Origin of the sequence: Allobosea sp. UC22_33 (genome assembly GCF_042700715.1) — a bacterium.
Lineage (GTDB): Bacteria > Pseudomonadota > Alphaproteobacteria > Rhizobiales > Beijerinckiaceae > Allobosea.
The window spans coordinates 668,214-688,826 of record NZ_CP170556.1; the positions used below are offsets into that span (position 1 = coordinate 668,214).

Consider the following 20,613-nt stretch of genomic DNA (forward strand, 5'->3'; position numbering starts at 1 on the left):
GATATGCAGGACAAGCTGCCGCTCGCGATCGTCTCCGATATCGCCTGCCCCTGGTGCTTCATCGGCAAGGCCCGGCTGGAGACCGCTCTGGAGCGCTACGGCGTGGCCGAGCGCTTCGCCATCACCTGGCTGCCTTATGAATTGAACCCGGACATGCCTGAGGAGGGCATGGATCGCACCCAATACCTCGAAAGCAAGTTCGGCCCGGGCAAGCGCAAGGAGATTGAGGTCCGGCTGTCGGAAGCGGCGCTGGAGAGCGGGGTCACCTTCAACTGGGCGAAGGTGACGAAGAGCGTCAACACCCGCATGGCGCATATGCTGGTCGCTGCCGCTTCGACCGTCCAGCGTGGCGGCGACATGACGGCCGCCCTGTTCAAAGCCTATTGGCAGGACGGACGCGATATCGGCGATCTTGAGACGCTGGTCCAGATCGCCGTCGAGCAGGGCTTCGACGAGCAGGCCGCCCGCGACGAGCTCGCCAATGACGAGTTGCGCGAGACGGTGATCGGGCTCGAGGATCACGCCCGCAAGGTCGGCGTCACCGGCGTGCCCTTCTTTATTGTCGACAGCAAGCTTGCGGTCTCCGGCGCGCAGCCACCGGAAGTCTGGGCGCAGGTCTTCCAGCAGGTCTTCGCCGCGCAGGCCCCGCAGGAGTCGCAGTTCTAGGGCACGCCGCTTTCGTCATGGTCGGGCTTGTCCCGACCATTCACGTCTTCATCGATGCGATGCGGTGTTCAAGACGTGGATGCTCGCCACAAGGGCGAGCATGACGTTTCACAAGCCGAGCAGGTGAATGACCGCCGGCGCGCCGAGCGAGACGCCCGACAGGAACAGCAGCAGGAATACGATCTGGCGCATGGCGGCCTGGGTCAGTGGCGGCGGATAGCGCCGCGCGAGATGCGTGCCCAGCATCACCGCCGGAATGGCGAAAAGGCCCGTCAGCGTCGAGGCATGGGGAATCTGGCCCGATGTCGCGACCAAGCCCGTGCGGAATAGCGCGTTCAGCGCAAAGATCGTCACCAGCGTTTCCCGGACCACGACCAGCGGCATCGGCTGGCGGTAGAAATGGTAGACCAGCGGCGGGCCGCCGGTGGAGAACATTCCGCTCATCAATCCCGCGATGCTGCCGAAGAACAGATAGCTGGGCGCGCCTGACGGCTGCTTGAGTGGTTCGGGCTTCCGCGCCAGTTGCAGGCTGGAGACGATGATGACCAAACCCAGCGCCAGCCGAAGAAGATCGGCGCGGCTCGCGGCGAGCCATTCCAACAAGTGGAAGCCGATGAAGACAAAGGGCCAGCTCGCGACCATCACCAGCCCGAACTTGCGCCAGTCGACGTCGCGCCAGCCTTTGAGCAGCATCTGCGTCGCGTTGACCAGCGTCAGGGCGCTGATGAGCATCGCCGCATCCGGCAGCGAGAGCAGCCCGGTCAGGCCGACGCCGCCCATCGCGATCAGACCGAAGGCGAAGCCGGTCAGCGTCTGCACGTAGGCCGCCATGCCGGTCAGCAGCAGAAAACCGATCAGGGCAGCCATGGACATGGTCAAGCGTATCCGATGAAGCGGAGCGCGAGGCCTAGAGGATTGCCTCGGAAGCGGGAATAGATTTCTCGGCAAAGCGCCGATGCGTAGGATGATGTTCTACGCATCGGCGCTGGGATTCCCGCCCTTGCATCCCGCTTCGAATCGTGCGCCTTCCCTCGAAACTCAGGGAACTGACCGATGCAGAAGATCAACGATGTCCGCGACCGCCTGATCGTCGCGCTCGATGTACCCACTGTGTGGGATGCATATCGCCTAGTCTCGACGCTCGGAGACGGCGTCACCTTCTACAAGATCGGCTATCGCCTTGCTTTCGCCGGCGGGCTCGATCTCGCGCGCCAGCTCGTCGCCGAAGGCAAGAAGGTCTTCCTCGATCTCAAGCTGCACGACATCGGCAACACCGTGACCGAGGGCGTGGATTCGCTGACCAAGCTCGGCGTCACCTTCCTCACCGTCCACGCCTATCCGCAGACCATGCGCGGCGCGGTCGAGGGGCGCGGCGATGCCGCGCTCAAGCTGCTCGCGGTCACCGCGCTGACCTCTTACGACGATGGCGATCTGCGCGATGCCGGCTATGGCCTCGCGGTGCGCGATCTCGTGCGCCTGCGCGCCGAGCAGGCCCGCACGGCCGGCATCGACGGCATCGTCTGCTCGGCCGCCGAGGCCGAGATCGTGCGCGAGGTCATCGGTAAGGACATGGTCATCGTCACGCCGGGCATCCGCCCCTCCGGCAGCGCCGCGGGTGACCAGAAGCGCACGCTGACCCCGGCCGAGGCGATCCGCATCGGCGCCGATCACCTCGTCGTCGGGCGTCCCATCATCCGCGCGGCGGACCCGCGTGCGGCGGCGGGCGCGGTCATGGACGAGATCGTCGCGGCTTCGTAAGCTTCCCCGATCGCAAACCCGATTCAGCCAACGGACTGCACCATGCCCAAGGGATATGTCATCGGCCGCGCCAAGGTCTCCGACGCGACCAAATGGGCGAGCTATGCCGCCAAGGCCTCCGAGGTCATCAAGCAATATGGCGGCACGCCGGTGGTGCGCGGCGGCCAGATGACGGTCGGCGAAGGCGAGGGCCGCGCCCGCAACATCATCCTCGAATTCAAGGATTTCGAGACGGCGCGCGCCTACCTCTTCTCCCCCGAATATGCCGAGGCGCGGAAGCTGCGCGAGGGCGCAGGCGAGATCGATCTCGTCGCCGTCGAGGGGCTCTGATCGTGGCCAAGGGCTACTGGATCGCGCGCGTCGACGTCGAGAACGCCGAGGCCTATGCCACGTACCGTTCGCTCAATGCGGTGGCCTTCGCCAAATACGGGGCGAAGTTCCTGGTCCGCGGCGGCGAGTACAAGCTCGCGCGCGGCGAAGGCCGCAAGCACAACGTCGTCATCGAGTTCAAGGACGAGGAGACGGCGCGCGCCTGCTACGCCTCGCCTGAATATCAGGAGGCGGTGAAGCACCTGAGCAGCGCCGGCCAGTCCGATCTCGTCATCATCGGCGGTTATGACGGTCCGCAGCCGGGCGAATAGGCAGCGGGTTCCCGCACTGTCATCGGACGGAGCGAAGCGCAGTTCGGGATCGATGCCGGGGCTCTGGCCTGAGTCCTGTTGCCATTCCGGGCTCTTCGCTACCGCGAAGCCCCGGAATGACGGCTGCTCTCATTGAAAGGAGCACGGTCCGGCAGCGGTTGCTCCGCCGGCCGTTTCCGTCGCTCCGCTGAATTCGTCTCCGTCATTTGGATGACGAAAGTATCGTTCCGCTTCTTCTAGGTTGCTTTTCATGGCCTTCCCGAACGGAAGACGGGAAGGCTGGCTGAAGAGCGCGCGGCCTTTGCCTCGCTCTGTCCGGCATAGCGACGTTTCAGCGCGGCCTGAGGGGGAGCGCCGCGCTGCGCAGCAGTGAGACGAGCTGGCTTTGCTGGCGGGTGTTGGTCTTCTGGAAGATCCGCGCCAGATGCGTGCGCGCGGTCGAGATGCGGACGCCCTGGGTTTCCGCTGCTTCGGTCAGCGATGATCCGCTCGCCAGCGCGGATGCGAATTTGGCTTCGGTATCGGTGAGATCGAAGAGCTGGCGGGCGCAGGCGACGAGATTGGTCGCCATTTCCAGCCGCCGCAATGCGATCAATACCTTTCCGGCTGTGTCAGTCTGCATGATGGAGGGGGGCGCCGGCATGGCGCAGGCGGAAAGCGAATGAGAGCCGTCCTCGCCATGCAGGATCATGCTGGCCTGGGTGGGGGCGAGCGGGTCTTGCGTGCTGCGCAAGGCGCCTTCGACCAGTTGCCGGAGCTGTCGCTGATCGGCCGGCTGGCGCGCGTACAGGCGCCCCTGCCGCAGGCCGAGCGCGCTCTCGGGGTCGGACAGGATCTCGTCGGCGCCTTCATTGGCGTAGCTGATCCGCATGTCCTGGTCGAGAATCGCGATGCCCATCGCGATCTGGTCGAGAGCGCTGCGCGCCTCGTCCCGCTGGATGGTCACCCGGCCGATATGGCGCCGCAATTCGACGACGCGTCGCAGCACCGGATAGAGCTTTTCGAGCAGGGCGATGTCCTCGGCGTCGAAACCCTCCTGCTGCCGGCCGCGCTGCACGTCGAAGAACCAGAAGGCCTGCCCGTTCTTGGCGAGGCGGCAGGCCATGCCGCCATACATGTCCTGCGGGCGCATCCATTCCTGCCAGACGCGCGAGTTGCGCAGGGTTTCAGCGCCGAACACGTCATGGTCATGATAGATCGCGCCGAGCGGGATATCGCGCAATGCCCCGCCCATCTCGATGAAATCGGGCGCAAGCTCGCCGAAGCAACGCTCCTGCAGCGTGGGATCGGGATTGGTCGCGTAGGAAGCCCAGTCCTCGGGATTGGGCCCGAATCCGGCGAAGCAGGCTTTCGAGCCGTTGAAGAGCTGCCGCATGGTTTCGGCAGCCGCCTGCATCTGTCCTTCGTCCATCGCCCCGACCAGCAACTGGTCGATCGCGGACATGACGGTATCGACGTCGAGGCGCGGCATGAGAGGTCCCGGCTGGCCACGGAAGGCGCATGCATGATGCGCGCGTCCGAAGCTAGCAGCATGGGGCGCTCAGAAAAAGTCCAAAAACAATCCAAAGTTTTTTATCGGTTCCGAGCCGTTTCATCTTCTGCTCATCGCGGCGATGGCATCGGCCGTCGGCAGTGCGTCGAAGACGCCGTGCCGCGTGGTGGTCAGGGCGCCGGCCGCAGCGGCATCGCGCAAGGCTTCCGCCAAGGGCCGCCCCATCGCCAGCCGGACGCCGAGCGTCGTGGCAAAGGCGTCGCCTGCGCCGAGCGAATCGACGGTATCGACCGGAAAGCCCGCCTGCGTGACCGCAGGGGTATCGGCTGCCACGGCGAGGGCTCCGGCCGCGCCGCTGGTCAGGACGACAAGTTCCGGTCCCCGTTCCAGCAGGGTGGGGCCGAGTTCCCTTGCGAAGCGTTCCGGTTCGGTGGCCCCGGCATGCTCCCGCCCGAGCGTGGCGGCGAGGCCCCGCGCCTCGGTCTCGTTGATGATCAGGATCGAGGTTGCTGCCAGGATGGCGGCAGAAATCGCCCGATAGGGCGACGGATTGAGCAGGGTCGGAACGCCGGCTTGCCGGGCCAGCCGGAAGGCCGTTTCGATCGGTGCGTCGCCGATCTCGAACTGGGCCGTGACCAGAGCGGCGCTGGCGATGGCTTGCGCCCTTTGCTCGACATGCTCGGCCGTAAGGGCGAGATTGGCGCCGGAGGCGACGGCAAGGCAGGTCTCGCCGCTCGCATCCGTGAAACCGATGCCGCTGCCCGTGCTGCCCGCAAGCCTGACCAGCATCGATTGCGGCAGGCCGGCGCGTTCGAGCGCCGGCGGGGCGAAGGCAGCGGCGAGATCGTCGCCCACGGCGAGCAGGCCGTCGACCGCGGCGCCGAGGCGGCGCGCCATGATCGCCTGGTTCAGCCCCTTGCCGCCGGGTTCGATCGTCACGGTCTCGGCCGCAAGCGATTCTCCCGGGTGCGGGAACCGGACGACCTTCGCCGAGCAGGAGACGACGAAGCTTCCGAGCACGAAGATGGGTTTGCCGGCCATAGGATTTGATTTTCCCATTCACGAACTGCTACGCGGGTTGTGTCACGCTCATGCTATCGATGACAGTGCCTAAGCAGATTGCAAAACCGCCGTTCCAGAACCTGCTGGACCTGCGCACGGACACCGCCAAGCCGCTCTACCAGCAGCTTGAGGACCAGCTGACTCGACTGATCGGAGACGGCACGCTGCCCCCTGGCACGACCCTGCCGGCCGAGCGCCAGCTTGCCGAGCGCCTCAATGTCAGCCGCGCCACCGTGCAGCGCTCCTACAATGCCTTGCGCGAGCGTAAATTGCTGAGCGCGCAGGGGCGCCTGGGCTCGATCGTTCAGGGCGAGGGGCCGCGCCTGCATTCCGGCATGGACCGGCTCAAGGGCTTCACCGAGGAGATGCAGGAGCTCGGCCGTGTGCCGTCGTCCCGCATCGTCGAGCGCTCCGTGGTCAACGATCGCTCGATCGCCTCGATCTTCGGCCGCTCCTCGCATGTGCGCTTCCTCAAGCTGGTGCGCGTCCGCTCGGGTGACGGCATCCCGATGTCGCGCGAGGTCGCCTGGTACAACCTGGAACGGGCGCCCGAGCTGGCGGAGGGCGATCTCTCGGGCTCGGTCTACGCCCGCTTCGCCGCGCTCGGCCTGCCGTTGACGCGCTGCGACCAGACCATCGAGGCGGCGGCCCCGACGGCTGAGGAATGCGCCATCTTCGGCTTCGATGCGCCCGTGCCCTGCCTGCTGATCAAGCGGCGCAGCTATGGCGCCGACGGCGACATGCTCGAATATGTCGAAGGCCTGTTCCGCGGCGATACCTATACCTACAGGCTGACGCTGACCGCCTGACAGCCTGCGGTAGAGGACACCGTCGCAGGTGTCCGGATTCGATATCCAATAGCAGTCCAAAATCGAAGATCGCTTTGAACCTGCTCGCAGCTCGCTGCGACCAAGAGAAACGGAGCTGCATCCGGCCGGCCTTTGGTTCTTCCGGCGACACGGTGCGGCGATCCGCTGATTGCAGGGATGGATATTGCGATGTCGCTTCATGTCTCGATTGTCGGCAGGACGAGCTACACCCCGTTTCCCCCGCGGCATGACGTGGCCCCCGAGCCCTTCGGCCGCGCATCAAGGCCGGTTTTCGTCATCGATGCCGAGCTGAATCAGCGCTTCGGCAATCGCGGCGCGGAGGCACTGGCCCGAGACGGCCTGGGCGGTCTCGACCGCTTCACCGCCAGCGACAAGGATTTCATGGCGCGGCTGCAGGTCTGGCTGAAGCGTTGTCGCAATGGCAGCGCGGCCGGCGAGACGCGCCTGCCGCTGGTGTTGCGCAATGGCCGGCAGATCGCCGTCGACGCCGTTCACCTGGCCAGTATCGAGCTGTTCGTCCTGACGGTGGACGATCCCGAGAGCGCGATCGACCGCAACATCGCCCGGGTCAGCGAGTTCCTGCGGCCTGACGCCGACCGAGGAGCGCATGCTCGTCCTGATGGTCGAGGGGCTCGACACGATCATCGCCGCCAAGCGGCTGGGCATCGCGCCGACTACGGCCCGCACCCATCTCCAGCGGCTCTTCGCCAAGACCGGCACGGCGCGGCAGAGTGAGCTCGTCCGCTTCGTCGCGACCTATGTCGAGGAGCTCCGCTGATCGCGCGGCGCCGGCAGCGATGATCGCTGCCGGACCTGTTGACAGGGCCGGTCATCGCACGCCCATCTGGATCGACATGCGGAAGCACCGCATCTCTCCAGGGTGATCGCGATCATGGCCGAGACGCTGGCAGCCTTCATCTTCTGCGCGCTGATGAGCGGCAGCGCCATCTTCGGCATCAAGCTCCGTGGCTGGCTCTCTGAAGAGCATCTATCCGAGCACACCCTGGAGGCGATCAGGCTGGTGACGAGCCTGCTCGTGACCTTCGCCGCGCTCGTCCTCAGCCTGCAGCTCTCCAGCGTCAAAGGGGCTTTCGATAAGGCCTACCGCGACCGCAATGCCGATGCGGCCGGGCTCGCCCAGCTCGACGAATGCCTCCGCAGTTACGGGGCGGAGGTGGGGCCGATCCGTCTCGACCTGCGCAGCTATACTGCCGGCGTCATCGCCAGCACCTGGCCCGGCGAGCCGAAGCCCGCAGGCGTCTCCTATCCCGATACGACCGCGATGGCGCGCGAGGGGGCCGACCCGTCGCTCGGTGCCCTCATCCTCCGCATTGGCCGGGCCATCAATGGATTGGCGCCGGCCGATACGTTTCACGCCAACCTCGCAGCCGAATGCCGGGCGCTCTACCAGCGGGTGCAGGAACGGCGCTGGGCTGTGATCGAGGATGTGCGCGGCCCTGTCTCGCCGCTGTTCACCAGTGTCATGACTTTCTGGCTGATGCTGGTCTTCCTGAGTTTCGGCCTGCAGATCCCGCGGCGGCGCCTGGCCGCGATCGTTCTGGCGATCGGCATCGTCTCGATCTCGACCGTGATGTTCGTGATCGCCGATCTCGAGACGCATTACGGCGGCCTGTTCGGCATCTCCAGCGCTTCGATGCGCGATGCTCTCGCGAGCATGTCCCGCTGAGGCATCCGGGCGGTTGGCGCGGCGCTTGCCAAGAGACGCGTGATCGGGTGCGATGGCCTCGGACGGTCCGAACGGATCCGATTCAAACGATATGATCTCGATACGAGGCAGGGGAACAGGCTGATGGTGCGTGGGATGACGGGATTGCGGTTGAGTCTGGCGCTGGCGGCGTCGGTTCTCGCGCTGTGCGTGGCGCAGGCCCAGGAGCCGAAGAAGGGCGGGACGGTCCATGTCGTCGTCCAGCCCGAGCCGCCGATGCTGATGCAGGGCCTCAATCAGAATGGCCCGACCAACATGGTCGCCGGCAACATCTACGAGTCGCTGCTGCGCTATAACGAAAAGCTCGAGCCGCAGCCCTCGCTCGCCAAGAGCTGGGAAATCTCGCCGGACGCGAAGACCTACACCTTCCACTTGCAGGAAGGCGTGAAATGGCATGACGGCAAGCCGTTCACGGCCGATGATGTCGTCTTCACCCTCGACAAGTTCCTGCGCGACGTCCATCCGCGCTGGCGCCCGATCGTCAATGCGCAGGTCGAAAAGATCGAGAAGGTCGATGACCTCACGGTGAAGATCACGCTGAAGCAGCCCTTCGGCCCGATGATCATGACGCAGGAGGTCGCCTCCGCGCCGATGATCCCGAAGCATATCTACGACGGCACGGATTACCGCGCGAACCCCGCCAACAACACGCCGATCGGCACCGGCCCCTTCAAGCTCAAGGAATGGAAGAAGGGTTCCTATATCCACCTCGTCAAGAACGAGGATTACTGGCTGAAGGGCAAGCCGAACCTCGACGAGATCTACTGGCAGATCATTCCCGATGCAGCCGCCCGCGCCGTTGCCTACGAGACGGGCAAGGTCGACGTGCTGACCGGCGGCTCGGTCGATGTCTACGACGTCGCGCGGCTGTCGAAGCTGCCCAATACCTGCATGACGACCAAGGGCTGGGAGATGTTCGCCCCCCATGCCTGGCTCACGCCCAACGTGCGCAACGGCATCCTCGGCAACAAGCAGTTCCGCCAGGGGCTGATGTACGCGATCGACCGCGAATTCGGGAAGGACGTGGTCTGGGGCGGCCTCGGCAAGCTGCCGACCGGGCCGATCTCGTCCAAGACCAAGTTCTATTCGGACGACGTGCCGAAATACACCTACGACCCCGCCAAGGCGAAGGAACTGATCAAGGCCTCCGGCTACAAGGGCGAGACGATCAAGCTGCTCAACCTGCCCTATGGCGAGACCTGGAGCCGCTGGTCCGAGGCGATCAAGCAGAATCTCGAGGATGTCGGCGTCAAGGTGCAGATCGAGAACACCGACGTGCCCGGTTGGACGCAGAAGGCGTCGAACTGGGACTTCGACCTGAACTTCAACTTCCTCTACCAGCTCGGCGACCCCGCCATGGGCGTGGCGCGCTCCTACATCTCCTCCAACATCGCCAAGGGCAATCCCTTCGCCAATGTCGGCGGTTACTCCAATCCGGAGGTCGACAAGCTCTTCGCCGATGCCGCGATCGCGCCGACCGACAAGGAGCGGCAGGAGCTCTACACCAAGATCCAGAAGGTCCTGGCCGACGAACTGCCGGTGCTCTGGCTGCTGGAGATGGACTTTCCGACCATCTACCGCTGCAACGTCAAGAACCTCGTCACCACCGGCATCGGCGTCGATGACGGCTTCCGCGACGCCTGGAAGGAGTGAGGAACGCGAGCGCCTTTCCTTCTCCCCTTGCGGGAGAAGGTGGCGCGCAGCGCCGGATGAGGGGTCGCGCTACCCTGTCCGGGTTTCGATCACGTCATTCGCCGACGAGGCTATCGTCGCGCGACCCCTCATCCGTCAGCGCTGCGCGCTGCCACCTTCTCCCGCAAGGGGAGAAGGGAGGCGCGCCCAGCCGGGTACCCTGAATGAACCTCGCGCAATTTCTCGCCGGCCGGCTCGTGAAGGGCGTCATCGTCCTCTTCGCCATCGCCGTGCTGAATTTCCTGCTGATCCGGGCCGCGCCCGGCGATCCCGCGCAGGTGCTCGCCGGCGAGGCGGGCGCCGCCGATGCGCAATTGCTGGAACAGCTACGCGCCCGTTTCGGCCTCGATCAGCCCTTCCTGACCCAGCTCTGGATTTATCTGAAGGGCTATCTCACCTTCGATCTCGGCTTCAGCTATCGCCAGCAGCAGCCGGTTCTGAACCTGATCATGGAGCGCCTACCGGCGACGCTGCTGCTGACCGGCGCAGCCTTCATCGTCTCGCTCGTCGTCGGCACGGCGATGGGCGCGCTCGCGGCGCGCCGCGCCGGCAGATGGTCGGACAGCCTGATCACCACGCTGGCGCTGGCCTTCTACGCGACGCCGCTGTTCTGGATCGCGCTGATGAGCCAGATCGTCTTCGCGCTGAAGCTCGGGCTCGTGCCCAATGTCGGCTACGAGACCATCGGCGCGAACTATACCGGTCTCGCCCGCGCGCTCGATATCGGCCAGCACCTCATCTTGCCTTCCCTCACGCTCGGCCTGTTCTTCACCGCGCTCTATGCCCGGATGATGCGCGCTTCGATGCTGGAGGTGGCGGGCGCCGATTTCGTCAAGACGGCTCGCGCCAAGGGCGTGTCGCAGTCCAGAGTCTGGCGCCGGCACGTCGCCCGCAACGCCATCCTGCCGGTGGTGACGCTGGCCGGCCTCCAGGCGGGCCAGCTCGTCGGCGGCGCGGTGCTAACCGAGACCGTCTTCGCCTGGCCGGGCATCGGCCGGCTGATGTTCGATGCGCTGGTCCAGCGCGACTATTCCGTCCTGCTCGGCGTCTTCTTCGTCTCCTCGGCGATGGTCGTCTGCTTCAACATTGCGACCGATCTGGTCTACCGGATCGTCGATCCGCGCATCGAGGCGCACGCATGAACTTCCTCAAGCGCTTCATCCGCAATCGCGGCGCCGTCATCGGCATCCTCATCCTGCTCGCCGTTGTCGCCTTCGCGATCCTGGCGCCGACACTCTATCCGCAATCGCCCTGGCGCCCGGTGGCGCGGCCCTTCCTCGCGCCCTTCGTCAACGAGCGTTTCCCGCTCGGCACCGACACGCTCGGCCGCAACCTCGCTTCCGGCCTTGTCCATGGCGCGCGCGTCTCACTGATGATCGGCGTGGTCTCGACGCTGGTCGCGCTGGTCATCGGCGTGCCGCTTGGCGCGATGGCAGGCTATGCCGGCGGCTTCGTCGATGATGCGCTGATGCGCTTCACCGAGTTCTTCCAGACCATTCCCTCCTTCGCGCTCGCCATCGTGCTGGTCGCGATCCTGCAGCCGCAGCTCGGCTCGATCGTGCTGGCGATAGGCGTCGTCAGTTGGCCGCCGGTGGCGCGGCTGGTGCGAGGGGAGGTGCTCTCGCTCCGAAGTCGCGAATATGTCCAGGCGGCGGTCACCATCGGCCAGTCGACGCCGCGGATCATCTTCAGCCAGGTCCTGCCCAACACCATCGCGCCGATCATTGTCATGGGCTCGCTGATGATCGGCTCGGCGATCCTGCTGGAATCCTCGCTGTCCTTCCTGGGCCTGGGCGATCCCAACCTGATGAGCTGGGGCTATATGGTCGGCGCCGGCCGCACGCGCCTGCTCGACGCCTGGTGGATCTCGTTCTTCCCGGGCTTCGCGATCTTCCTGACGGTGCTCGCGCTCAACCTCGCCGGCGAGGGGCTGAACGATGCGCTGAACCCGCGCCTGGCCAGGGGGCGGGAATGACCGCCACTCCCGCGCTCTCCATCGAAGGGCTGACACTGGCATTGCCGGCGATGGCCGATCGCGCCAACGCGGTCGAAAAGGTCACGCTCGCCATCCAGCCCGGCGAGACGCTCTGCGTCGTCGGCGAATCCGGCTCCGGCAAGTCGATGATCGCCCATGCCGTGATGGGCCTTTTGCCGAAGGCGGTGAAGCCGGTCGCCGGCGCGATCAGGCTCGCCGGTCGCGACATTCTCGCCCTCGACGAACAGGCGATGCAGGATGTGCGCGGCCGCGAGGTCGGCATGATCTTCCAGGAGCCGATGACCTCGCTCAACCCGGTCATGCGCATCTCCGACCAGATCGTCGAGACCTTCGAGGCCCATGGCCTGCACGACAGGGCGACGCGGCGCGCCCGCGCCATCGACCTCCTCACTGAGGTCGGGCTGCCGGATCCGCCGCGCCTCGCCAAGGCCTACCCGCACGAGCTCTCGGGCGGCCAGCGCCAGCGCGTGATGATCGCGATGGCGCTCGCGCTCGAACCCAAGCTCCTGATCGCCGACGAGCCGACCACCGCGCTCGACGTCACCACGCAGGCGCAGATCCTCAAGCTGATCGACAACCTGCGCCATCGCCACGGCACGGCCGTGCTCTTCATCACCCACGACATGGGCGTGGTCGCCGAGATTGCCGACCGCATCGCCGTGCTGGAGCAGGGCATTCTGGTCGAGGAGGGCACGGCCGATCAGGTGCTGGGCTCGCCCGCCCATCCCTATACCCAGAAGCTGCTCGCCGCGGTGCCCTCGCTGACACCGGCTGTGCTGCCGCCGCTGCCGGATACCGCGCCCGTGATCAGCGTCGAGGGCCTCGGCAAGACCTATCGCAAGCGCTCGCTCTTCGGCGTCGCACGCGAGGTCAAGGCGGCCGACGACATCTCCTTCGCGCTCGTCCGCGGCGAGACGCTCGGCCTTGTCGGCGAATCCGGCTCGGGCAAGTCGACGGTCGGGCGCTGCTGCCTGCGCCTGATCGAGCCCGATCGCGGCCGCATCGCGCTCGGTGATCTCGTGCTCTCCGAACTGAAGCCGGCCGAACTGCGCCGCCACCGCAAGCGCATTCAGATGGTCTTCCAGGACCCCTTCGCCTCGCTCAACCCGCGCCAGACCGTCGGCCGCATCATCTCGGACGGCCCCGTCGCGCATGGCACGCCGCGCAAGGAGGCGCTGGCGCGGGCGAAGGAATTGCTGGAGCTCGTCGACCTCTCCGCCAATGCCATCGACCGCTATCCGCACGAGTTCTCCGGCGGCCAGCGCCAGCGCGTGGGCATTGCAAGGGCGCTTGCGCTCGAACCGGATGTGCTGGTCGCGGACGAGGCGGTCTCGGCGCTCGACGTTTCCGTGCAGGCGCAAATCCTCAAGCTGATCAAGGACATCCAGGCCCGGCTCGGCCTCGCGATCCTCTTCGTCACGCATGATCTGCGTGTCGCCGCGCAGATCTGCGACCGCATCGCGGTGATGCAGCGCGGGCGCATCGTCGAGAGCGGGCCGACGGCGGCGATCTTCGCCGACCCGCAGCACGCGTATACGCGGCAGCTGCTGGCGGCGGTGCCGGGCGGCGGGCACTTCGGGCACTAATGGACGCGGGTTGCGTCGCGTTTCGTATCCTCAGCCCTCATCCTGAGGAGCGCTCGGAGAGCGCGTCTCGAAGGATGTTCCAGCGCGCTCTGGAGCATCCTTCGAGACGCCGTTTCACGGCTCCTCAGGATGAGGGCTGAGTGTGGCCATCGACTTTGTCTTTCCTCGGAGCCTGCCCATGCCTCTCGATCCCGCCTTGCGCGAAAAAATCCTCGCTGCCGTCGAGGCGGGCTTCGATGAGCAGGTCGCCTATACGCAGGAGCTGATCCGCTTCGCTTCGACACGCGGGGAGGAGCATACGGTCCAGGATTTCATCTTCCGGGCGATGAAGCACCGCGGCTTCACCATGGACCGCTTCGCCATGGACAAGGAGGCGATCGCGGCCCATCCCGGCGGCGCGCCTTTCTCCGACACGCATTCCGACGCCCCGATCGTCGTCGGCATCCACCATCCCCGCGAGGAGAAGGGGCGTTCGCTGATCCTGCAGGCCCATGTCGACGTCGTCCCGACCGGCCCCGCCGATCAGTGGAAGCATGCGCCCTTCGATCCCGTGATCGAGGGCGACTGGATGTATGGCCGCGGCAGCGCCGACATGAAGGCGGGCTCTGCCGCCAATCTCTTCTGCCTCGATGCGCTGCGCCGTATCGGCATGCAGCCGGCGGCGACGGTCTATGTCGAATCCGTCGTCGAGGAGGAATCGACCGGCAACGGCGCGCTGATGACGCATCTGCGCGGCTATCGCGCCGAGGCCGCGCTGATTCCCGAGCCGGAATACGAGATGCTGGCCCGCGCCAATGCCGGCGTGCTCTGGTTCCAGTTCGAGGTGCGCGGCATCCCTGCCCATGTCCGCGAGATGGGCACCGGCGCCAACGCGATCGACGCCGCCTATCGCGTCGTCGCAGCTTTGCGCAAGCTCGAGGAGCAGTTCAATCTTGAGAAGGCCGGTCGCGAGCATTTCGAGGATGATCCGCATCCGATCAACCTGAACATCGGCAAGATCGAGGGCGGCGACTGGGCCTCCTCCGTGCCGTGCTGGTGCCGTGTCGATTGCCGCGTCGGGCTCTATCCCGGCGTCACCGCCAAGGAGACGGCGCAGCGCATCGAGGACTGCATCCGCGACGCCGCACGGGGCGATTCCTTCCTGGCGAACAATCCGCCGAAGGTCACCTTCAACGGCTTCTGGGCCGAGGGCTATGTGCTGGAGCCCGGCAGCGAGGCGGAAGCCGTGCTCGCCCGTGCCCATGAGGCGGCGCTTGGCAAGCCGTTGAAGAGCTTCATGACGGCGGCCTATCTCGATACCCGCGTCCACGCGCTCTATGACAAGATCCCGGCGCTCTGCTACGGCCCGATGGGCGAGAACATCCATGCCTTCGACGAGCGCGTCAGCCTCGCTTCGGTGAAGCGCATCACCGGCGCCATGGCGCTCTTCGTCGCCGAATGGTGCGGGCTCGAAAGCATCGAGGGGTGAGCGAAGGCAAGCCGGGCAGGGCGCTGCTGCTCGTTCCCCTGCTCGGGCTGCTCTGGGGCTTCAACTGGCCGGCGGTGCGGATCTCGCTGACCGAGATCGCGCCCTGGACCCTGCGCGCCGCAGGCATGAGCTTCGCGGGGCTCGTGCTCGTTGCCATCGCGTTGGCGCGTGGTGTTCCACTTGCTGTGCCGCGTGCGCAGTGGCCCCGGCTGGTCGTCGCCGGCTTTCTCTCGATCGCCGCCTTCAATGTGCTGCTCGCCTTCGCGCAGCTTGCCGCGCCGACCTCGCGTGCGGCGATCCTGACCTTCACCATGCCGATCTGGGCGACATTGCTCGCGCGCTTCGTGCTGGGCGAGGCCTTCGACAGCCGGCGCCTTGCCGGGCTTGCGCTCGGCATCGCCGGCCTCATCTGCCTGGGTTTGCCGTTGATCCTCGCCGGGCAACTCTCCTTCGGGCTGACGCTGGCGCTCTGCGCCGCAGTGAGCTGGGCATTCGGCACGATCGTGACCAAGCGCTGGCCGGTATCGGCCCCGGCGCTCGCAATCGCTGCCTGGCAATTGCTGATCGGCGGCGTGGTCGCCGGCATCGGCATGCTCGTATTCGAAGGCCTGCCCGTGCCGAAGTTGCTCTCGCCGCGCGTGCTGACGGCGCTGAGCTTCCACATCATCGGCGCGCAGGCGCTTGCCTATTTCCTCTGGTTCACGGTGGTGGCGCGTCTGCCCGCGGGTATCGCCAGCCTGGGCACATTGATGGTGCCGGCAATCGGCGTGCTCGGCTCGGTGCTGCTGCTCGGCGAACGGCCGACGCCTACCGATTGGCTTGGTCTTTGTCTCGTGATCGCCGCTTCCGGCGCGATCCTGATCCCGGCCCGCCGCGCCTGACGCCGCTCAGCTCTGGCCGGGGATGCTGTAGCGCTGCGCGAGCACCGCGCTCATCGCGGCGACGAGCTCGGCGATCAGGCCGCCCTTCTCCCAGGAATAGATCGAGACGACCATCGCCGGCTCCATGCCGAAGGGCGCGTAGGGCCTGACCCGGCGGCCGGGCGTGGTGCCGACAGGCAAGAGGGAAAGGCCGAGTCCGGCTTCGACAGCGACGATGACATTATAGAGATTGCTGCTCGACAGGGCGATGTACCAGCGATGCCGCTCGCGCTCGATCCGCTCGAACATCGCGTCGCGATAGAGGCCTCCGGGCGGGAAGGTCACCAATGGCAGCGGTTCCGGCCAGGTTTCCGGCGCGTCGATGCTCTCGAACCACGCCATGGCCTCGGGATAACTGGCACGGTGATCCGAGCTTGCCGAGGGCTCCTTGACGATGACGACGTCGAACTCGCCGGCCCGGTAGCGCCGTGTCAACTCGCGGCTCAGGCCGGCGACGATGTCGAGCCGGATTTCGCGATGCTGGCGGGTGAAGCCGGCGAAGACCTGGGCCATGTTGCCGGTGACGATGTCGTCGGGTACGCCGATGCGGATCGAAGCGGTGCCGGCGGAATCGCCGAGCATGGTTTCGGCCTCCTGCTGCAGCGTCAGGATGCGCCGGGCATAGCCGAGCAGCCGCTCGCCTGACGCCGTCGCGCGAACGGGCCTGGCGACGCGGTCGATCAAGCCACGTCCGACCGCTTCCTCCAGCCGCGCGAGCTGCTGGCTGATGGTCGATTGCGTCATGTTGAGTCGCTCGGCCGCCTGGGTGAAGCTACCGGTATCGGCGATGGCGACGAAGGAGCGGAGCAGGCGAGGATCGAGCATCGGTGCCGCGTGGCTGAAGCGGGGATACCGACTACATTCGCAAAGCGACTGGGCGATATCCAGATATTTAATTTTCAGATGGACGAGGGCGTTGTTATCCAGGGATCAAGGCAAGCTTGCCTTGCCAAGATCGACAGGGATGCGCCGTGCCGGCCGATGCCGTCCGCGCCTCCCAGGGAGACGGAATTGACCCGATTTTCGCCGATCCTCGCCTTCGTTCTTCTCCTGCTGGCCATCGGCCCGCAGACAGCCTCCGGACAAGCCATGACCGACACCAGATTGCACGCCGCCGCGGCCAAGGATGATGTTGCAGCGATCAAGCGGCTCCTCACTGAGGGCGTCGCGATTGATGGGCGCGACAGCCGGGCGCAGACCGCATTGCTGGTTGCGACCCACGAGAACCGCGTCAACGCCGCCCGCGCCCTGATCGAGGCCGGTGCCGACGTCAACGCCAAGGACGCGATGAACGACAGCCCCTATCTCTATGCCGGGGCGCGAGGCCACCTCGCCATCCTCAAGCTGACGCTCGAACATGGCGCTGACCTGAAGAGCACCAACCGCTATGGCGGCACGGCGTTGATCCCGGCCTGCGAGCGAGGCCATGTCGAGACGGTCCGCACCCTGATCGCGGCGGGCGTCAAGGTCGATCACATCAACAATCTCGGCTGGACCGGCCTGCTGGAGGCGATCATCCTCAGCGACGGCGGCGAGAAGCATCAGCAGATCGTCAAGGATCTGCTCGCGGCCGGCGCCGATGTGAACCTCGCCGATCGCGACGGCGTCACCCCGCTCCAGCATGCCCGCAGCCGCGGCCAGACGAAGATGCAGCAGATCCTGCAGGCTGCCGGCGGCCGTTGAACGGGATGACGATCATGAGCCAGGCACAGCGTTTCCTTTGTGAGGCCATCGAGCTAGCTCAAACCAATATGGAGCACGGTGGCCGGCCTTTCGGCGCCGTGGTCGTCAAGGACGGCGAGGTCGTCGCGACCGGCGTCAACGAGATCGTCGCGACCAACGACCCGACCGCCCATGCCGAGATGACGGCCTTGCGCGCGGCCAGCCGCAAGCTTGGCTCGCCGAACCTCGCCGGCTGCGCGGTCTATGCCAGCGGCCATCCCTGCCCGATGTGCATGGCGGCGATGCGGCTCTCCGGCGTCAGCGAAGTCTATTACGCCTATTCCAACGACGACGGCGCACCCTTCGGCCTGTCGACGGCGGCGATCTATGCCGATCTGGCAAAGCCCTTCGCCGAGCAGTCGATGAAGATCGCCTATATGCCCGTCCGTCTCGAAGACGGCCCTGACCTCTATGCTGAGTGGAAGCGCCGTCAGGCTAAGCCGGTCTGACGCGATGAATTCTGAACGATCCGGCGCGTCCCGCGCGCTGTTGCTCGCGGCCGTGGTGCTGGTCGGCCTGAACCTGCGCCCGTTCCTGACTGGTATCGGCCCGCTCGCGGCGGAGATACGGGCCGTGACCGGACTGGGCTATGGCAGCCTGTCGCTGTTCACGTTGGTGCCGATGCTGTTGATGGGCCTCTGCGCCTTTGCCGGCCCCTGGCTCCAGCGCGTGCTCGGGGCGCGGGTGGCGGTGGCCGGCGCGCTCTGCATCCTTTGTGCGGCCGCGGCCCTGCGGCTGGTCGCCACGAGCGGTGAGGCCCTGATTGCGACGGCGGCTGTCTGCGGCCTTGGCGTCGCGGTGGTGCAGTCGGTCTTCCCCGGCATCGTGAAGGCCGAATTCCCCGATCGGGTCGCGCTGGTGATGGGGCTCTATTCGGCCATGCTGATGGGCGGCGGCGCCCTAGGCGCGCAGCTTTCGCCGCTGATCGCTCAACAGACCGGAAGCTGGCACCTCGGCCTCGGCTGGATCGCCTTGCCGGCCGCCTTGGCGGCTCTGGTCTCGGCGGTGGCGTTACCACCAGGCCGGTCAGGGCAGGGCGGGGGGCTGCCGGTGCTGGCGCTGCTGCGCCGCCCGCGCACATGGCTCCTGATGATCTGCTTCGGGCTGGTGAATGGCGGCTATGCCTCGGTCGTCGCCTGGCTCGCGCCCGCCTATCAGGCGATGGGCTGGTCGGGCGCTGAGAGCGGCGGCCTGCTGGCCGTGATGGCGGCGAGCCAGGCCGTGGCGGCGCTCGGCATTCCCGCGTTGGCGGCCCGCAATCCCGATCGCCGCTTCTGGGTCTGGCTCGCGCTCGCCTGTCAGGTCGCCGGCTTCGCGGGGTTGGCCTGGTGGCCGCTCGCCGCACCGACACTCTGGGTCGTGGCGATCGGTGTCGGTTTAGGCGCCGGCTTCGCACTCTTCCTGATCGTCGCGCTCGACCATATCGACAATCCCGCCAATGCCGGGGCGCTGTCGGCGCTGATGCAGGGCGGCGGCTTCCTGATCTCCGCCATCCCGCCCTGGGTCGTCGCGCTGCTGCGCGATGCCGGTGGCAGCTTCACCGCCGGCTGGCTGATGCATCTGGCTTGCGCCGTGCTGGCGGGCCTCATGGCGCTGCGCTTCGCGCCGCGCGGCTACGCCCGCGCGATGCGGCTCGCGCCGGAGGCCGATCAGGCCTTGTCGCCGAGATAGGCGGTCGCGTCGATCTCGACGAGGCAGTTCGGCGAGCCCAGCCCGTTGACGATGCAGGAGACGCGATGCGGCGTCGCTTCGGCAAAATTCGCGAAATAGACCTCGTTCATCGGCTCCCAATAGGCCCGGTCGGTAACGTAGACCGTGCATTTCACGACATCGTCGAGGCTGCCGCCGGCCTCTTCGAGCAGCGCCTTGATGTTGTCGATGCATTGCTGTGTCTGCGCCTTGGGATCGCCGATGGCGAGCTTGCCGTCCTGGTCGGTGCCGACGCAGCAGACGAACATGAAGCCGCCGGCGACAGTCGCCTGGGCGAAGGGCAGGCGGCCCTTGTGGATGCGGTCCGAGGTGATGATGCGCTTGGGCATGGCAGGCTCCGTCAGTGACGGCCCACCCTAAGGCGCAGCCCGGCGGAGCGAAATGCGGCCTATCGACAAAGGACTGATGCCAGCCAGCGAGCGCTGCAGGAGCCAAGTGTCGATGTCATCAGGGAAATGCTGGTGCTGCGAGAGAGGATTGAACTCTCGACCTCTCCATTACCAATGGAGTGCTCTACCACTGAGCTACCGCAGCAGGTCCGGCGGCCGGGGCGTTCGCGATTGCTCTGAGGCGGTTGCGGGCGCTGGCGTCGTTCCGAAGCGGCGCCCTGATGCCACAAGCGCGCGGCGGACGCAACCCGCTCTCTCAATCCGGCAACAATAACCGTGGATCGATCCGGAAGAGCCGGCCGTCGCCGAGGAGATGCGCGCTCAATCCCTCGCGGAACAAGGGCCGGAAAGCCGCGTCGCGCAGGTTGAGGCCGCCGGCATAGGCGCCCATCGCCGGCATGACGCAGCGCCGCGCTGAGAGTGCGAAACAGCGACGTCGGATCGCCCGCCCGCGCATCCTGACCTTGGCGGCCGGGTGCAGATGCCCGGCGATCTCGTAGCCGCCTTCGGAAGCGGACGGCTCGTGGCGCAGGACCACGCCAGCGAGCGCGACCTCCGCAGCGCTCTCGCCCCCCACGGCGCGGCTGATTGCCGGGTCATGATTGCCGGTGATCCAGAGCCATTCGCGGCCCTGCTGCATCGCGCCAAGCACGACACGCGTCTCCGGGGCGAGGCGATTTTCGGCATCACGGTCATGGAAGCTATCGCCGAGAGCAATGACGCGGGCGGGCTGATGGCGCCGGATCGCGGCGGTGAGTGCGGCGAGCGTCGCGGTCGAATCATAGGGCGGCAGCATCACGCCGCGCGCCGCATAGGCCGATCCCTTCTCGAGATGCAGGTCCGCGACGACGAGCGTGCGCTCCTCCGGCAGCCAGAGCGCGCCGGACAGATCGGGGACGAGTGCAAGCCGGCCCAGCATGAAGGCCTCGTTCGTCCTCGCTGGAACTGCCGCTGC

Annotated in this window: 23 protein-coding genes and 1 tRNA gene; 16 read left to right on the forward strand and 8 right to left on the reverse strand. The window is 66.5% G+C overall.

Going from position 1 to position 20,613, the window contains the following annotated elements; translation table 11 throughout:
- Positions 1 to 3 precede the first annotated feature (3 nt).
- Positions 4 to 666 (forward strand): DsbA family protein, encoded by a 663-nt coding sequence (locus ACFJGT_RS03115; protein ID WP_377845767.1) that lies wholly within the window; start codon positions 4 to 6, stop codon positions 664 to 666.
- Positions 667 to 774: 108 nt separating this feature from the next.
- On the opposite strand, the gene ACFJGT_RS03120 is transcribed toward ACFJGT_RS03115, so the two are convergent.
- Positions 775 to 1,539: a TSUP family transporter gene (locus ACFJGT_RS03120; RefSeq protein WP_377845769.1), complete on the reverse strand. Its 765-nt coding sequence runs from the start codon at positions 1,537 to 1,539 to the stop codon at positions 775 to 777.
- A 180-nt stretch (positions 1,540 to 1,719) separates the two neighbouring features.
- Between ACFJGT_RS03120 and pyrF the strand changes: the two genes are divergently transcribed.
- Genes pyrF through ACFJGT_RS03135 form a run of 3 tightly spaced genes read left to right on the forward strand, consistent with a single transcriptional unit; the run spans position 1,720 to position 3,065 of the window.
- Complete coding sequence (gene pyrF, locus ACFJGT_RS03125) at positions 1,720 to 2,424, forward strand: orotidine-5'-phosphate decarboxylase (RefSeq protein ID WP_377845772.1); 705 nt, start codon at positions 1,720 to 1,722, stop codon at positions 2,422 to 2,424.
- A gap of 42 nt (positions 2,425 to 2,466) precedes the next feature.
- On the forward strand, positions 2,467 to 2,754 hold the full coding sequence (locus ACFJGT_RS03130; protein WP_377845774.1) for a DUF1330 domain-containing protein: 288 nt from the start codon (positions 2,467 to 2,469) through the stop codon (positions 2,752 to 2,754).
- Between the two features lie 2 nt (positions 2,755 to 2,756).
- Positions 2,757 to 3,065 (forward strand): DUF1330 domain-containing protein, encoded by a 309-nt coding sequence (locus ACFJGT_RS03135; protein ID WP_377845776.1) that lies wholly within the window; start codon positions 2,757 to 2,759, stop codon positions 3,063 to 3,065.
- Between the two features lie 331 nt (positions 3,066 to 3,396).
- On the opposite strand, the gene ACFJGT_RS03140 is transcribed toward ACFJGT_RS03135, so the two are convergent.
- Both ACFJGT_RS03140 and ACFJGT_RS03145 read right to left on the reverse strand, forming a co-directional pair.
- Positions 3,397 to 4,536, reverse strand: a complete 1,140-nt coding sequence (locus ACFJGT_RS03140; protein WP_377845779.1) for a helix-turn-helix transcriptional regulator — start codon at positions 4,534 to 4,536, stop codon at positions 3,397 to 3,399.
- Positions 4,537 to 4,656: 120 nt separating this feature from the next.
- Complete coding sequence (locus ACFJGT_RS03145) at positions 4,657 to 5,598, reverse strand: PfkB family carbohydrate kinase (protein ID WP_377845781.1); 942 nt, start codon at positions 5,596 to 5,598, stop codon at positions 4,657 to 4,659.
- 59 nt (positions 5,599 to 5,657) lie between these two features.
- Between ACFJGT_RS03145 and ACFJGT_RS03150 the strand changes: the two genes are divergently transcribed.
- Positions 5,658 to 6,428: a GntR family transcriptional regulator gene (locus ACFJGT_RS03150; RefSeq protein WP_377845784.1), complete on the forward strand. Its 771-nt coding sequence runs from the start codon at positions 5,658 to 5,660 to the stop codon at positions 6,426 to 6,428.
- A 279-nt stretch (positions 6,429 to 6,707) separates the two neighbouring features.
- On the opposite strand, the gene ACFJGT_RS03155 is transcribed toward ACFJGT_RS03150, so the two are convergent.
- On the reverse strand, positions 6,708 to 7,058 hold the full coding sequence (locus tag ACFJGT_RS03155) for a hypothetical protein (RefSeq protein ID WP_377845788.1): 351 nt from the start codon (positions 7,056 to 7,058) through the stop codon (positions 6,708 to 6,710).
- Here ACFJGT_RS03155 and ACFJGT_RS03160 point away from each other — a divergent pair.
- The 8 genes from ACFJGT_RS03160 to ACFJGT_RS03195 all read left to right on the forward strand — a co-directional run bounded on the left by ACFJGT_RS03160 (position 7,057) and on the right by ACFJGT_RS03195 (position 15,798).
- A complete protein-coding gene (locus ACFJGT_RS03160) occupies positions 7,057 to 7,227 on the forward strand; it encodes a LuxR C-terminal-related transcriptional regulator (protein WP_377845790.1) in 171 nt (56 codons plus the stop codon). The two genes, ACFJGT_RS03155 and ACFJGT_RS03160, sit on opposite strands and share 2 nt — an antisense overlap.
- 114 nt (positions 7,228 to 7,341) lie before the next feature.
- Positions 7,342 to 8,136 (forward strand): hypothetical protein, encoded by a 795-nt coding sequence (locus ACFJGT_RS03165; RefSeq protein ID WP_377845792.1) that lies wholly within the window; start codon positions 7,342 to 7,344, stop codon positions 8,134 to 8,136.
- A gap of 135 nt (positions 8,137 to 8,271) precedes the next feature.
- Positions 8,272 to 9,828: an ABC transporter substrate-binding protein gene (locus ACFJGT_RS03170; RefSeq protein WP_377848907.1), complete on the forward strand. Its 1,557-nt coding sequence runs from the start codon at positions 8,272 to 8,274 to the stop codon at positions 9,826 to 9,828.
- 203 nt (positions 9,829 to 10,031) lie between these two features.
- A complete protein-coding gene (locus ACFJGT_RS03175) occupies positions 10,032 to 11,009 on the forward strand; it encodes an ABC transporter permease (RefSeq protein ID WP_377845795.1) in 978 nt (325 codons plus the stop codon).
- On the forward strand, positions 11,006 to 11,842 hold the full coding sequence (locus tag ACFJGT_RS03180; protein ID WP_377845797.1) for an ABC transporter permease: 837 nt from the start codon (positions 11,006 to 11,008) through the stop codon (positions 11,840 to 11,842). Before ACFJGT_RS03175 ends, ACFJGT_RS03180 begins: the two co-directional genes overlap by 4 nt.
- Positions 11,839 to 13,449 (forward strand): ABC transporter ATP-binding protein, encoded by a 1,611-nt coding sequence (locus tag ACFJGT_RS03185; protein ID WP_377845799.1) that lies wholly within the window; start codon positions 11,839 to 11,841, stop codon positions 13,447 to 13,449. Before ACFJGT_RS03180 ends, ACFJGT_RS03185 begins: the two co-directional genes overlap by 4 nt.
- A gap of 178 nt (positions 13,450 to 13,627) precedes the next feature.
- Complete coding sequence (locus ACFJGT_RS03190; protein ID WP_377845801.1) at positions 13,628 to 14,917, forward strand: ArgE/DapE family deacylase; 1,290 nt, start codon at positions 13,628 to 13,630, stop codon at positions 14,915 to 14,917.
- On the forward strand, positions 14,914 to 15,798 hold the full coding sequence (locus ACFJGT_RS03195; RefSeq protein WP_377845803.1) for a DMT family transporter: 885 nt from the start codon (positions 14,914 to 14,916) through the stop codon (positions 15,796 to 15,798). The genes ACFJGT_RS03190 and ACFJGT_RS03195 overlap by 4 nt, the downstream gene beginning before the upstream one ends.
- Positions 15,799 to 15,804: 6 nt before the next feature.
- On the opposite strand, the gene ACFJGT_RS03200 is transcribed toward ACFJGT_RS03195, so the two are convergent.
- Entirely contained in the window at positions 15,805 to 16,662 is an 858-nt protein-coding gene (locus tag ACFJGT_RS03200; protein ID WP_377845806.1) for a LysR family transcriptional regulator, read from the reverse strand.
- 264 nt (positions 16,663 to 16,926) lie between these two features.
- On the opposite strand from ACFJGT_RS03200, the gene ACFJGT_RS03205 reads away from it, so the two are divergent.
- Genes ACFJGT_RS03205 through ACFJGT_RS03215 form a run of 3 tightly spaced genes read left to right on the forward strand, consistent with a single transcriptional unit; the run spans position 16,927 to position 19,230 of the window.
- A complete protein-coding gene (locus tag ACFJGT_RS03205) occupies positions 16,927 to 17,520 on the forward strand; it encodes an ankyrin repeat domain-containing protein (protein WP_377845808.1) in 594 nt (197 codons plus the stop codon).
- A 14-nt stretch (positions 17,521 to 17,534) separates the two neighbouring features.
- Complete coding sequence (locus ACFJGT_RS03210) at positions 17,535 to 18,008, forward strand: nucleoside deaminase (RefSeq protein WP_377845811.1); 474 nt, start codon at positions 17,535 to 17,537, stop codon at positions 18,006 to 18,008.
- Between the two features lie 4 nt (positions 18,009 to 18,012).
- A complete protein-coding gene (locus tag ACFJGT_RS03215) occupies positions 18,013 to 19,230 on the forward strand; it encodes a cyanate transporter (protein ID WP_377845813.1) in 1,218 nt (405 codons plus the stop codon).
- Here ACFJGT_RS03215 and ACFJGT_RS03220 read toward each other — a convergent pair.
- The 3 genes from ACFJGT_RS03220 to pdeM form a co-directional block, all read right to left on the reverse strand.
- Positions 19,209 to 19,598 (reverse strand): RidA family protein, encoded by a 390-nt coding sequence (locus tag ACFJGT_RS03220; RefSeq protein ID WP_377845815.1) that lies wholly within the window; start codon positions 19,596 to 19,598, stop codon positions 19,209 to 19,211. The genes ACFJGT_RS03215 and ACFJGT_RS03220 overlap by 22 nt on opposite strands.
- Positions 19,599 to 19,728: 130 nt before the next feature.
- Positions 19,729 to 19,803 (reverse strand) — tRNA-Thr (locus ACFJGT_RS03225).
- 111 nt (positions 19,804 to 19,914) lie between these two features.
- Entirely contained in the window at positions 19,915 to 20,577 is a 663-nt protein-coding gene (gene pdeM, locus ACFJGT_RS03230; protein ID WP_377845818.1) for a ligase-associated DNA damage response endonuclease PdeM, read from the reverse strand.
- Positions 20,578 to 20,613: the final 36 nt, after the last annotated feature.